Annotated in this window: 16 protein-coding genes and 1 pseudogene; 5 read left to right on the forward strand and 12 right to left on the reverse strand. The window is 62.0% G+C overall.

The annotated features are described in order from the left end of the window. The 3 genes and pseudogenes from NKI06_RS02605 to cysE all read right to left on the reverse strand — a co-directional run. Window positions 1-338: pseudogene (locus NKI06_RS02605) on the reverse strand (hypothetical protein); the annotation flags it as partial. Between the two features lie 254 nt (window positions 339-592). Continuing rightward, window positions 593-796, reverse strand: a complete 204-nt coding sequence (locus tag NKI06_RS02610) for a DUF3126 family protein (RefSeq protein ID WP_006200852.1) — start codon at window positions 794-796, stop codon at window positions 593-595. Window positions 797-1,052: 256 nt separating this feature from the next. Beyond that, on the reverse strand, window positions 1,053-1,901 hold the full coding sequence (gene cysE / locus NKI06_RS02615) for a serine O-acetyltransferase (RefSeq protein ID WP_023667506.1): 849 nt from the start codon (window positions 1,899-1,901) through the stop codon (window positions 1,053-1,055). Window positions 1,902-2,034: 133 nt separating this feature from the next. Here cysE and NKI06_RS02620 point away from each other — a divergent pair, with 133 nt between their 5' ends. Further along, entirely contained in the window at window positions 2,035-2,649 is a 615-nt protein-coding gene (locus NKI06_RS02620) for an HD domain-containing protein (protein ID WP_352983852.1), read from the forward strand. Here NKI06_RS02620 and NKI06_RS02625 read toward each other — a convergent pair. From NKI06_RS02625 to NKI06_RS02650, 6 genes are all read right to left on the reverse strand, one after another. After that, on the reverse strand, window positions 2,646-3,146 hold the full coding sequence (locus NKI06_RS02625; protein WP_023822942.1) for a GNAT family N-acetyltransferase: 501 nt from the start codon (window positions 3,144-3,146) through the stop codon (window positions 2,646-2,648). The two genes, NKI06_RS02620 and NKI06_RS02625, sit on opposite strands and share 4 nt — an antisense overlap. A gap of 39 nt (window positions 3,147-3,185) precedes the next feature. Further along, window positions 3,186-3,500, reverse strand: a complete 315-nt coding sequence (locus NKI06_RS02630; protein WP_023710587.1) for a hypothetical protein — start codon at window positions 3,498-3,500, stop codon at window positions 3,186-3,188. 70 nt (window positions 3,501-3,570) lie between these two features. Next, entirely contained in the window at window positions 3,571-3,897 is a 327-nt protein-coding gene (locus NKI06_RS02635) for a hypothetical protein (RefSeq protein ID WP_352983854.1), read from the reverse strand. Window positions 3,898-3,998: 101 nt separating this feature from the next. Next, window positions 3,999-4,766, reverse strand: coding sequence for an alpha/beta fold hydrolase (locus tag NKI06_RS02640; protein ID WP_352983856.1), 768 nt, complete (start codon window positions 4,764-4,766; stop codon window positions 3,999-4,001). A 10-nt stretch (window positions 4,767-4,776) separates the two neighbouring features. Next, entirely contained in the window at window positions 4,777-5,349 is a 573-nt protein-coding gene (locus tag NKI06_RS02645; protein WP_352983858.1) for a DUF192 domain-containing protein, read from the reverse strand. 113 nt (window positions 5,350-5,462) lie between these two features. Next, window positions 5,463-6,059, reverse strand: coding sequence for a cold-shock protein (locus NKI06_RS02650; protein WP_352757901.1), 597 nt, complete (start codon window positions 6,057-6,059; stop codon window positions 5,463-5,465). 353 nt (window positions 6,060-6,412) lie between these two features. On the opposite strand from NKI06_RS02650, the gene NKI06_RS02655 reads away from it, so the two are divergent. Then, a complete protein-coding gene (locus NKI06_RS02655) occupies window positions 6,413-6,853 on the forward strand; it encodes a VOC family protein (RefSeq protein WP_023681520.1) in 441 nt (146 codons plus the stop codon). A 133-nt stretch (window positions 6,854-6,986) separates the two neighbouring features. Beyond that, window positions 6,987-7,280 carry a DUF2218 domain-containing protein gene (locus tag NKI06_RS02660; protein WP_023681521.1) on the forward strand — a complete coding sequence of 98 codons (294 nt, stop codon included), beginning with the start codon at window positions 6,987-6,989 and terminating at the stop codon, window positions 7,278-7,280. A gap of 105 nt (window positions 7,281-7,385) precedes the next feature. Here NKI06_RS02660 and NKI06_RS02665 read toward each other — a convergent pair whose 3' ends face one another. The 3 genes from NKI06_RS02665 to ilvA all read right to left on the reverse strand — a co-directional run bounded on the left by NKI06_RS02665 (window position 7,386) and on the right by ilvA (window position 10,039). Beyond that, window positions 7,386-8,090: an outer membrane protein gene (locus NKI06_RS02665; RefSeq protein ID WP_352983859.1), complete on the reverse strand. Its 705-nt coding sequence runs from the start codon at window positions 8,088-8,090 to the stop codon at window positions 7,386-7,388. 150 nt (window positions 8,091-8,240) lie between these two features. After that, window positions 8,241-8,786: a DUF1697 domain-containing protein gene (locus tag NKI06_RS02670; protein WP_352983861.1), complete on the reverse strand. Its 546-nt coding sequence runs from the start codon at window positions 8,784-8,786 to the stop codon at window positions 8,241-8,243. Further along, complete coding sequence (gene ilvA, locus NKI06_RS02675; RefSeq protein WP_023725751.1) at window positions 8,783-10,039, reverse strand: threonine ammonia-lyase IlvA; 1,257 nt, start codon at window positions 10,037-10,039, stop codon at window positions 8,783-8,785. Before ilvA ends, NKI06_RS02670 begins: the two co-directional genes overlap by 4 nt. Before the next feature lie 124 nt (window positions 10,040-10,163). Here ilvA and NKI06_RS02680 point away from each other — a divergent pair, with 124 nt between their 5' ends. Next, window positions 10,164-11,567 carry an aminopeptidase P family N-terminal domain-containing protein gene (locus NKI06_RS02680; protein WP_352983863.1) on the forward strand — a complete coding sequence of 468 codons (1,404 nt, stop codon included), beginning with the start codon at window positions 10,164-10,166 and terminating at the stop codon, window positions 11,565-11,567. A gap of 146 nt (window positions 11,568-11,713) precedes the next feature. Next, entirely contained in the window at window positions 11,714-12,787 is a 1,074-nt protein-coding gene (locus tag NKI06_RS02685) for an alpha/beta hydrolase (protein ID WP_023695396.1), read from the forward strand. Window positions 12,788-12,915 lie beyond the last annotated feature (128 nt).

The following is a 12,915-nucleotide window of genomic DNA, read 5'->3' on the forward strand; positions in this document are numbered from 1 at the left end:
CGAACCAGTCGGCCTTTGGCCAAACCTGCATCCTCGCGCTTCAAAAGGTGCCCAATCAACTGCTGCAGCCATGGTCCTGCATTGCGCAGCCGGCCGAGCAACGCCACGTCCGAAATGTCGGCTATCCCGCTCGCCGCCGCCCAGGCCACGACGCCCCGCATGCCAACCTTGCCAAGGCAGTAAGCCAGTGTCAGGCGCAACAGGTCGCTCGCCGACCTGACGCCGCGCGGGCGCAGGAACGCCTTCGTCTCGCGGGCGCTCTGCGTGAGCAAATCTTCGCCGCCGAGAAGCTCAATCGTCTCGGCCCAACCGTCGTCTGCAAGCGATTCGTGTGTCATCGCAGTGTAGAATCACACCCGATTCCGCAGGGCAATACCTATCTTAGCGCCTATGCCCGCAAGGGGGAGATTACGCCCCCATCACTGCTTTCGCCAATTATCGGGTTGCAGAAGAAGAGCCGAGGAACTGCCGATCTCCCCCCTTGCGGGGGAGATGTCCGGCAGGACAGAGGGGGGTGGGAAGGATCGCCGAGGCTTGCTCTTCATCTCCCCACTTCGTTGGAGATAGGCAACTCCGATCCCCAGTTCCGCGATCAGGCCAGATCGATGTCGAGGATCGCCATCGAGAAATTATAGTCGCCGTCGTCCTCGTCCTTGAAGACGATGCCGAGGAACTCGTCGCCGACATAGACCTCGGCCGAATCTTCCTTGCGCGGCCGCGCCTTCACCTCGAGTTTGGGATTCTGGAAGACGCGCTTGAAATAGGCGTCCAGCTTTCTGATTTCGTCCGGCTTCAAAAGTCTTCTCCGATCGTCGGGCTTGCTCGTTGGAACGCGCTTCTGGCACGTCGACAATGGCGATGTAAAGGCAAGCCGGCTGGATAGAACGCGAACCCTGGGGCCGGATGATTTCAGGTCGAATCCAAATCCGCCTCTAAATCAAGGAGGTAGAGCATGATGTCGTCCGAAAACCGCCTCACACTTTTCGGCATCATGCTTCAGAGGCAACGGCGCCGGCAACCGGACTTCAGTCCGGCGCGCCGGGTGTTGCAAATCAGATGTCGAAGCTGACGACCTGGTCCATCGATTGCGACGGCAAAAGCTGGTCCATCTGGCGCGAAGGCTGGTCGCAGCCGGTCTCGCCGACGACGCGGGCCGGTACGCCGGCAACCGTCTTGTTGTGCGGCACCGGCGACAGCACGACCGAGCCTGCCGCGATCTTCGAGCAATGGCCGATCTCGATATTGCCGAGAATCTTGGCGCCGGCGCCGATCAGTACGCCGTAACGGATCTTGGGGTGGCGGTCGCCGCCGGCCTTGCCCGTGCCGCCCAGCGTCACGCCGTGCAGGATCGACACATCGTCCTCGATCACCGCCGTCTCGCCCACGACGAGGCCGGTGGCGTGGTCGATGAAGATGCCCTTGCCGATGCGGGCGGCCGGGTTGATGTCGGTCTGGAACACCGAAGACGAGCGGCTCTGCAGATAGAGGGCGAAATCCTTGCGGCCCTGATTCCACAGCCAATGGGCCAGCCTATGCGTCTGGATGGCGTGGAAACCCTTGAAATAGAGCACTGGCATGATGAAGCGGTCGCAAGCCGGGTCGCGGTCGTAATAGGCCTGGATGTCGACACGCACGATCGACGACCATTCCTTGTCGTCGGCCAGCATCGACTTGAACGTCTGGCGGATGAGGTCGGAGCCGATGTCCTGATGCGCGAGCCGCTCGGCGAGCCGATGGATGACAGCTTCCTCCAGGCTCTCCTGGTTGAGGATGGTCGAATAGAGGAACGCCGCCAGAAGCGGGTCGCGGTTGACCGCTTCCATCGCCTCGTCGCGGACCGAACGCCAGATCGGATCGACCGGCTGGACCATTGTGGGGCGGGAAATGCTGATGCTGTTCATCGACGTCTTATCCTGCGTCCTGGCCGCTTGCCTATTCTCCGGCGGCACATATAAGCCAGATCATAGCACGATTGAACTCAATTTTCCTTAGTGCTCGGTGAAATGGATTTGGTTCACGGAAATTCAAGCCGCCATGGAAAACGAACCCTTGATCGACGCTCCGCTGAAACGCGCGCTCTCCGCGCTCTATCAAGCTCCGGATCGCCACTATCACAACCTCGCCCATATCGAGGCGTTGCTGGCGCTGGCGGACGAATATCGAGTATCGCTGCATGATTCCGGCGCCGTCGAAGCCGCAATCTGGTTCCATGACGCCATATATGACAGCCGCGCCAAGGACAACGAGGCCAGGAGTGCAGCACTTGCGCAGGACAAACTTGCCGCCCGCACCGATCCGGAGCGCCTCGGCCGCATCGCGGCGATGATCGTCGCCACTGCCACGCATGAACTGCCCAGCCTTCAACCACGGGGCCTTGCCGATGAGAACGCCCTCCGCGACGCAGCGCTTTTCCTCGACATGGACCTAGCGATACTGGGTGCGTCAGCCGACGCTTTCGACGCCTATGAACAAGCGGTCCGACGCGAATATGGCTGGGTCGAGGAGCCTATGTGGCGCGCCGGCCGCGGCGCGATTCTCAAGACTTTCCTCGCGCGCCAGCATATTTTTCACACGCAGGAATTCCGCCACAGGTTCGAGCCCCAGGCCAGGCAAAACCTGGCGCGGTCTCTAGAAACGCTCAAATCCTAATCCGGAAATGTCTCCATGCGCTGCGCATAGGCTTTGAAACCGGCGCGCCTGTAGACCGATTGCGCGGCCGGATGGTCGTATGTGTCGGTATGAAGCCAGACCCTTTGCGGCGCCCGCGACCAGATGGCGCGAAGCGCCTGGTCGAGCAGGAACGGGCCGAGCCTGCGACCCTGGAAGGCGGGAACCAGCCCGAAATGAACCAGCTCGACCTCAGGCTGGCCGACGCCGTTGAATTCGCACAGACCAGCGGCCTCGCCCTCGACGCGCAGCACATGGATATGTGTCGAGGGCAGCGCCAGCAGGCGCTCGAGGTCTTCCGCCGGCATGCGCAGCCGCTGGTCCCACTGCACCGGCTCGCCGACAGCGCGGTAGAGGTCGATGTAAGCGGCGCAGTCCAGCCTTTCCGGCGCCACCGTGGTCGCTGCTGCAGGGCTGACGCGTGCAGGCGCCAAATCGCGCGGGCGCATCTCCATGTAGGTGACGAGAAGATCAACCAAAGCGGCACCGCCTCCGGCTGCAAGCCAGACGAAGATCGATCACCTGAAGGCGCCAACGGACTTGGTCGCCGCCCAAACAAAGAACAGGCCGATCACCAACGACAGCCCGTTGAGGATGATACCGACGATGCCGAGGACACGATTGTCGTTTGAACGTCCCAGTGCCATCAAGCCAAAAACCACGCCGGTGATGTGCGCCAGCGGCGCCGCAACGAGAAACACCACCAGAAAAACCCCGCCGAGGACGTTTTGAGCGGCCAGCGACGCCTCGCCTGGCATCAACGCCAGCGTGACCACCGCCGCAAAATCCATTGCGAACGCCAGCAGGGCCAGGATCACCGAGCGTTTGCCCAAGCTGCTCCGCCCCACCACGCCGGGCATTGCTATCGTGCTTCTTCCCCATCCGGCCATTACTCGTCCCCGATCAGGTGAAAGCGCCTATCGTCGATGCCATTGCCACAAGCAGCAGGAAGCCAACCGCCAGGGAGCCGCCGTTGAGCAGGATGCCGACGACCCCAAGCACGCGGCTATCGTTCGAACGCACCAGCGCCATCAGCCCGAAAATCAATCCGGCAATATGCGCCAACGGCCCTGCCAGCAGGAAAACCGCCATGAAGAAAGCCGTGGCGATGTTCTGGGCACGCTCGGATGCGTGGGCCGGCAGCGCCACCATTGTGGTCAGCGCTATCACACCGGCACCGAAGGCGAGCAGCGCCAGGATGACGGAACGCTTGCCGAACATGCTTGTCACGACGGGGCCCGGCAGAGCGTCGGCGCTTCTTCCCCATTGTGCCATTGTTTGCCACCCCTCGCCGGCCGCCCAATCCATATCGCCCGAAAATCGCTTACCGGTTAAAGCGGATTTTCGGCATAAAACTCCAAAACCCGCTGCTTGAAGGTCTTGTCGCCCACCGCCAGCATATGGTCACGGCCGTCGATGTGAAATGACTTGGCATTCGGCATCAGCGCGGCGAGCTCGTCGGGCGAGCCGCCGATATCGTCTGTCGTCCCGACCGCAATCAGCGTCGGTTGGGCGATGCGCGTCATGTCGTGTTCGCTGAGCAGTTCGCGCGACGTGGCGATGCAGGCCGCCAGTGCCCGGCGGTCGCTGCGTGTCTGATCCGCAAAGGCGCGAAACGAGCGACCGCGCGGATGGCTGGTGGCGGTCGGATCGTCGGCCAGCAGCGCCTCGGCGATCGGATCCCAGTCGCCGACGCCGTCAACCATGCCGATGCCGAGGCCGCCGAAGACCAGCGTCGCCACCTTGTCGGGATCGGACAGCGCCAGAAACGCGGAAATGCGCGCGCCCATCGAGTAGCCCATGACATGCGCGCGCCCGATGCCGAGATGGTCGAGCAGCGCTGCCGCGTCCGAGGCCATCTTGGCCGGGGTGTAGTCGGCCTCGTCATAGCTTTTCGACGACGAGCCGTGGCCGCGATTGTCGAAGGCGATGGCGCGATAGCCGGCATCGTTCAGCGTCTTGAACCAGCCGGGCGATACCCAGTTGACATAGTGGCTGGAGGCAAAGCCGTGGATCATCAGCACCGGATCGCCCGCCCCCGACGCCGGCTGGCGGTCGAGGAAGGCGAAGTCGAACCCGTCATGGGAGAAGAATTGCATCGGGAGCGGCTCAGCCGGCGCCGGGCGTGGGCGCGTTGCCCTTGTCCGATGGCGGCATGCCGGGGCCGGACACCGTGCCGACGGCCGGATGGCGCAGCAGATCGCCATAGTCGATGCCGTTTTTGGCGGCGGTGCCGGCCTTGAGCTCCAGCACGAAGCGCACTGGCACACCCGGCGAGATGACTGCATCGGACAATGGAGTGCCGTGCTTGATGGCCCGGACCTTGCCGTCCTGTCCAACAAAGATCAGGTCGAGCGGCATCGGCGTGTTGTGCATCCAGAAGCCGACCTGCTTCTGCATCTCGAAGACGAACAGCATGCCATGATTGTCGGCCATATCCTGGCGATACATCAGGCCGGCCTCGCGTTCCGAGTCGGTGTCGGCGACTTCGATCGAAAAGGATTTATCGCCCCCTTTCGTCGCCACGACCAAGGGTGTCGGATCGACGGGAAGGATCATCGCCTGACCGCCGGCGATCGTCTGCTGGGATGCGGTCGGCTGCCCGGAATAGAAGTAAGCGCCTGCGGCTACCGCAACGATGACGCAGAGCGCGCCCGCTGTCAGCCAGTTCCTGTACGCCATTGGAAATCCTCGACCAAAGACCATGATCCCTAAAAGTGGTCTCAGGTATTCGGATAAGATCGTGGTGAAACCAAGAAAAACGCCGTCCTGACTTCCTCAGGAAGGCTCGCGTCCTAATGCGCGACCGGCAAGGTGCCCATATCAGGGTGAATCTCGGCAGCCATGAGGCCCTTGTCACCGCGTCCGAAACGCACCAGCACGACCTGTCCGGGCCTGAGCTCGGTGATGCCATAGCGGCGCAGCGTCTCCATATGGACGAAGATATCCTCGGTGCCCTCGCCGCGCGTCAGAAAGCCGAAGCCCTTGGTGCGGTTGAACCACTTAACCAGCGCCCGCTCGAGCCCGCTTTCCGGCGTCACCGCCACATGGGTGCGCTGTTCCTGCATCTCGGCCGGATGGACCGCGGTGGCGGTGTCCATGGACAGCACCCGGAAAGCCTGCAAACCACGGTCGCCATGCTTGACAAGGCACACGACACGCGCGCCCTCCAATGCCGTCTGAAAACCGTCCTTTCGAAGGCAGGTGACATGGAGGAGGATGTCGCCCGAAGAACCGTCATCGGGCAGTATGAAACCGTAGCCCTTGGCCACGTCGAACCATTTGATGGCGCCGGCGATTTCGACAAGGTCGGCGCTATCGCCGCCACTGTCACTCTTCAGGGCGTCGTCAAGGTTCTCATCCCGCCTCGTGAAAGAGGCCTTATCCCCCATAAGAACGCCCCCTTTTTTCAAGAAAACCGCAAGTGATTCTTGACATTAGATTAACACCGCCGCTTCCGGGGTGTGCAAGACCTGCCGTGCCTTTTTTCACGGTTGAATACAGGAATAGCTGACTTGTTGTTGCCGGCGTCGCTGCCGACAGCAATGACGATCCATCAGGGCGGTCAACCGGTCGGCAATTTGCAAGGGATTTCGCCGAAATCGGCAACCACTTGTGTCCGGCGCTTTTGTCAGAGCAATCTGATTTTTCCAAAACCGGTGACCACTTTCAGTCGATGGTCGTTGCCCTTCGGCGGGGTGGACCTTATGTTGCCTCGCAACCCAAACATCCCCGAGGAAATCCCATGCGCTACCTCCACACAATGGTCCGTGTCGCCGACGTCGATGTCTCGCTCGATTTCTACTGCAACAAGCTCGGCCTTAAGGAAGTGCGCCGCTACGAAAACGAGCAGGGCCGCTTCACGCTGATCTTCCTCGCCGCCTCCGAGGATGTAGAAAGCGGCATCACTGAGAAGGCGCCGCTGATAGAACTGACCTACAATTGGGACCCGGAGGAGTACAAGGGCGGACGCAATTTCGGCCACCTCGCCTATGAGGTCGACGACATCTACGCCACATGTCAGCATCTGATGGACAATGGCGTCGTCATCAACCGGCCGCCGCGCGACGGCAACATGGCCTTCGTCAAGTCGCCGGACGGCATCTCCTTCGAACTGCTGCAGAAGGGCCCGGCCAAACCCAAGGCCGAGCCGTGGGCATCGATGCCGAACACCGGCACCTGGTAGCGATCACGCCATCTTGAGCGAGGCGGCCGCGCCGACAAGCCGGCCGCCTTTGCCATTTCGACCAACGGCACCTATTTACCTGCCTGTCGCGCCAGCCAAGCAAAGCCAGTGCCTCATCCAGGAGAATTCGTTCATGCCGACCAGCCGTGCCGATGTCACCACCGCATATGCCAGCCGCTATTTGCAGCAGCTGTGCAAGCACTGGGCGCACAAATTTCCCGTCGAGTTCGATCCGAACCACGGCACCATCGATCTGTCGCTCGGCCGCACGGTTCTCGATGCCGATGCGGCAGCGCTGCATATCACGGTGTCGACGGATGAAAGCGGATCGCTGGAGCGCATGGAGAGCGTCGTTGCCGATCACATCAAGCGCTTTGCCTTCCGCGAGGAACTGACTTTCGAGTGGAAGCAGGCTCCGGCGACCTGACCTCAGATCAGGCGCGACGGCGAACACCGGAAGCTGCCAGCCCCGGACAACGTTATGGCGTCACTTGGTTGCGACGCCATCTGAACCGTCGGAACGACGGATCGATCAGAACTTGTAGTTCAGGCCGATCTTGATCGTATGGGCGTCGATCTTCACCTTTGCGTCGTTGCCCTCGATATCTGTCAAACGGACCTTGCCGAAGTCGAAGTACTGGTATTCCAGCTTCGTGGTCCATTTGTCGGCGAAGGCCCATTCGACACCGCCACCGATCGTATAGCCGAAGCGGCCTCCGCTCCTCGATGCGCTGCTGTCCGGGTCGGGCACCCCGTCAAAATCGAAAGTATCGCCATAACTCAATTTGTAGTGAGTCGCCGCCGCGCCGCCCTTGGCGTAGATCAGCAACCTGTCGGTGGCGTAGCCCAGACGTGCCGTCAGATCGCCATAGACGCCCAGTTTCGCCGATCCGAAATTGTCGGGCTCTTCGACGATAGTCCTGTCGCCCTCGATGCCGAGATAGCCCAGATCGGCTTCGACGCCATAGACGAATGCTCCGGACTGCCAGTTGTAACCGGCCTGAACGCCGCCGAGGAAGCCGTCGGTATCGACGTCATGGGTCTGACCAAGCTCCTCGTCGAAGAAGGAATCCGTCTGGTCGACCGCGTCACCGCGTCCCCAGCCATAGCCGGCGTTGATGCCGACATAGCCACCCGACCAGACAAACCCTGCCGGTACGGTCTCAACCACGTCGGCGGCGAACGTCGCGCCGCAAGCCGAAATCAGGAAAGTGGATGCGAGAAGCAGACGTTTCATGAAACTCCCCAATGCAGTCGGAAAGAGCATAGCACAGACATGCAGTATTCATTAAGCTGCCCAGGCCGGAAAATCGGAAATTGTTGCAGAAAAACAACTGTTTAGCCGAGACTTAATTAGCATCGCAACCGCAACGCAGATCTAAGCGATTCAAAGCGAACGCGCCATCTGCAGCAGCGCCAGCACCGACCGCCAGTTGCGCGCGGTGCCTGGCACTTTCAGAACGCGTGGAATGAGGTTGGCAAACACTGATTTACCCAGCCCGTCTGGCGCCTTGAGGTAGAGCACGTCGCCCTTGACCTCGAAGCTTTCCGGGCCGGTGCATTTTTCGGCAAGCCTGGCGATCTCGTCCGCCGTCGGCTGGCGCTCCAGCGTGTAGGCGTGAAGCTTGGTCGGATCGCCGGCGACTTCCGGATAAGGATTCTCCTTCACCAACCGTTCGAACCAGGAGAGATCGCGCACCATGATGCGCGAGTGAAAGCCCCATTTTTTCTCGAAGGCCGCCTCTATCTGTTTGGTCAGCGTGGCGGCGTCGCCCTTCTTGGTCCGGAACACGACATTGCCGCTCTGCACATAGCTGGCGACATCGGTGAAGCCGAGCGCCTCGAAAAACGCCCGCAACTCCGCCATCTTGACGATGCGGTTGCCGCCGACATTGATGCCGGAAAACAGCGCGACGAACACGGCACCGCTCATATGATGAACCCGGCCAGGGTCTCGTTGTCGGTGATGTCCTGATAGTGCACGCCCTCGGCCTCGAAATTTGCCCTCAGCAGATCGAAGTTACGCCGGTCTTTGGTTTCGATGCCGATAAGCACAGAGCCGAAATTGCGTGCCGATTTCTTCAGATATTCGAAGCGGGCGATATCATCGTCGGGACCGAGCAGTTCGAGGAAGTCGCGCAGCGCGCCCGGCCGCTGCGGAAAGCGGATGATAAAATATTTCTTCAGCCCCTCGAAGCGCAGCGCCCGCTCCTTCACGTCGGGCAGCCGCTCGAAATCGAAATTGCCGCCCGACACCACCGCGACGATGGTCTTGCCGCGGATTTCCTTGCGCGAAAAATCCTTCAACGCGTCGATCGCCAAGGCACCGGCCGGCTCCAGCACCACACCTTCGATGTTGAGCATCTCGATCATGGTGGCGCAGAGCCGGTTCTCAGGGATCAGCCGCACCGCCTGAGCGGCGAACTCCTTGAGGTGGCGCAACGGCTCGCGGCCGATCTCGGCCACCGCCGCGCCGTCGACGAAATTGTCGACATTGGCGAGCCGGACGCGCTTGCCGCTGGCGAGGCTCTGATGCAGGCTCGGCGCACCGGCCGGTTCGCAAAAGACGTAGCGCGCGTCACGTTGCTGATCGGCGAAATAGTGCGTCACCCCCGCGGCCAGGCCACCGCCGCCGACCGGCAGCATGATGATGTCGGGCATGCGCGCGCCTGGCATCTGGCCGGCGATCTCATAGGCGACCGTCGCCTGCCCCTCGATAATGTCCTTGTGGTCGAAGGGCGGCACCATATGCGCGCCGGAACTTTCGGTGAATTCGAAGGCGGCGCGGTAGCAGTCGTCGAAGAAGTCGCCGACCAGCCTGATCTCGACGAAATCGCCGCCGAACAGCCGCGTCTTGTCGATCTTTTGCTGCGGCGTCGTCACCGGCATGAAGACCACGCCCTTCTTGCCGAAATGGCGGCAGACGAAGGCAAAGCCCTGCGCATGGTTGCCGGCCGAGGCGCAGACGAACAGCTCGGCCTCGTTGCCGGCGGCAAGCGCCTTGCGGAAAAAGTTGAAGGCGCCGCGGATCTTGTAGGAGCGCACCGGCGAAAGATCCTCGCGCTTCAACAGCACCCGAGCCCCCGTCTTCTTCGACAGATAGTCGTTTTCCTGCAGCGGCGTTTCGGGAAAGATCTCGCGGATCGCGGCTGCGGCGGTGGCGACACGGGAGGAGAAACTGTTCATGGCGCCGTCACCTCTGGATCGAATGGTTCGAAGGCGAAGCCTATTGCACAATTCGCCGTTTGCAGCCACCGATGCGGCGCGGCCGCTTTGACGCGCCAGCAGGAAATCCATTGGAGCCATCTTCATGCCTGTTTCGGCTGTCGCCCTGAAGACCGTAGACCTTCCTGAATTCGGCGAGCCAACAGTGATGCCGCTAGTTCAGCGGCGGACCTACGAAGCGCGCATCGAGGCTCTGCTGGCGCGCGGCGCCAAGGCCGGGCTCGACGCCTTTGCCGTCTATGGCGACCGCGAGCACGCGGCCAATGTCGCCTATCTCAGTGGTTACGATCCGCGTTTCGAGGAGACGTTGCTGGTCATCGTCCCCGGCAGCCAGTCAAAGCTTCTCGTCGGCAATGAGGGCTGGGGCTATGCCGAAATCTGCGACGGGCCTTACGAGCGCGTCCTCTACCAGACCTTCTCGCTGCCGGCGCAGCCACGCGACCGCTCGGCCTCTCTATCCGACACGCTTGCCGCCTGCGGCCTGAAGGCCGGCCAGAAGATCGGCGCCATCGGCTGGAAGCCGTTCGGCCCCGGCGATGGCGGCTTTGGCGAGACGACGCTCGACCTGCCTTCCTTCATCGCCGATACGCTGCGCACACTGGCCGGCGACAGAGGCGCGGTGGTCAACGCCGCCAACCTGTTGATGAATCCATCCGACGGTCTACGCGCCATCAACGAGGCAGACCAATTGGCGTCCTTCGAATTCGCCGCGACCTTTTCCTCGCAGGGCCTGCGCAACGTGCTTGGGAATATTGAGCCCGGCATGAGCGAATTGCAGGCCGCGCGGCTGATGGGGATCAACGGCCTGCCCCTGTGCTGCCACCCGATGCTGTCCGCCGGCAGGCGTGCGCCCTACGGCTTGCCTAGCCCGCACCTCGACATCATCAAGCGCGGCGATCCCGTCACCATGGCGTACGGCATCCAGGGTTCGCTCAACGCCCGCGCCGGCTTCCTGGTCGAGAGCGCGGCCGAACTGCCGCGCGAGATAAGCGACTATGTCGAACAGCTGGTAGCGCCCTATTTCGCCGCCGTCGTCGACTGGTACGAGACCATCGGCATAGGCGTTGCCGGCGGAGCGCTTTGGAAAGCAGTGCATGACCGCATAGGCGACCCGTTCTTCGGCGTCTCGCTCAACCCCGGCCATCTCGTTCACATCGACGAATGGATGCATTCGCCGGTGTTTTCGGGCTCGGACATCAAGCTGCAATCGGGCATGGCGCTGCAGGTCGACATCATTCCGGCGACCGGAACCAGCTATTTCACCACCAACATCGAAGACGGTATCGTGCTTGCCGATGAGGCGTTGCGCGAGGAGATCGCGGCCCGTTATCCCGAGGCATGGCGCCGCATCGAGGCGCGCCGCGCCTTCATGGGCGATGTGCTCGGCATCAGGCTCAAGCCCGAGGTATTGCCCTTCTCCAACATCCCTGCGTTCCTGCCGCCATTCTGGCTTTCGCGCAACAGTGCGATGGCTGTGACCCGACGCTGACCACATTTCGGCTGGACACGACTTACTTCTGCCGCACTCTCACTGTCCGGGAGGTGTCGCGGAGGGTAGACGGGCCGAGGGTAGACAGGCCTTTGGGCCTCAAAGTGAATTCTATGTGAATTCATCTTTCGATTGGAATTTTTGACGTGCGTTTGAAGACGATTTGCATTCTTGCACTTGCCCTGTTGATCGCCGGCTGCGGCGGCCGCAAAACCGAGGAACTGCTCGGCAGCGCCGTCATGTCCACGCCGGTGACCGAAATCTCGGGCAATCACTCGATCTTCATTGCCACCACACGCAAGAAATCCGACGATCCCAACAAAGTTTTCGACGGCGAACGCTCGGCGACGCTGAACTACGCCCGCGTCACCGTCACCGTTCCCGGCACCCACCAGACCGGCCAGATCGAGCGCCGCTCGCGCGGCAAGTCGAACGACCCGGCGAAATACTTCATGGCTTCCGAGGTCGTCGGCTACGATGCGCAGCCTCAATTCTCAAGCGCGCTCAATGCCGACATTGCCGCGCGCGGCGGCCGCGTCATGGTCTTCGTGCATGGCTACAACACCGGCTTCGACGACGCGGTCTACCGCCTGACCCAGATCGTCCACGATTCCGGCTATCCCGGCACGCCGGTGCTGTTTTCCTGGGCATCCGGCGCCAGAACCACCGACTATGTCTATGACAAGGAAAGCGCCAGCGCCGCCCGCGATCAGCTGGAGGTGACATTGCGCATGCTGCAGCAGTCCGGCGCGCGGCGCATCGACATCGTCGCCCACTCGCTCGGAACCTGGGTGACCATGGAAACGCTGCGCCAGATGGCCATCACCGGCGACCGCGATCTCGGCGGCAAGCTCGGCGATGTCGTGCTCGCCTCTCCCGACATCGACGTCGACGTCTTCAAGAGCCAGATGCGCCGCTACGGCAAGCCGGACAAGCCGTTCATCCTGCTGCTCTCCGACGACGACCGGGCGCTGCGGCTCTCAGGCCTGATCGCAGGCTCGCGGCCACGCGTCGGCGACTACAAGGATGCCGCCGACCTCGCCGCTTATGGCGTCACCGTGGTCGACCTCTCCAAGGTCAAGGGAGGCGACAGCTTCAACCACACCAAGTTCGCCGACAATCCCGAACTGGTGAAGATGATCGGCCAGCGGCTGCGCGAGGATGACGGCTTTGCCAGCGACCAGACGGTGACCGACCGCATCAGCGCGCTCGGACAATAAGGCTGTTGCCTTGCGGCGACCGTCGCCGCGTGAGGTCGCGAATGCCGCTCGGCCCGATCACTTTCAACTGGACCGGGCCGGTCTCTCCCTCTACGACATTGAAGTCGGCGCCAATGCGCCAGCGGGAG

This window comes from Mesorhizobium sp. M0772, assembly GCF_040320135.1.
GTDB lineage: Bacteria > Pseudomonadota > Alphaproteobacteria > Rhizobiales > Rhizobiaceae > Mesorhizobium.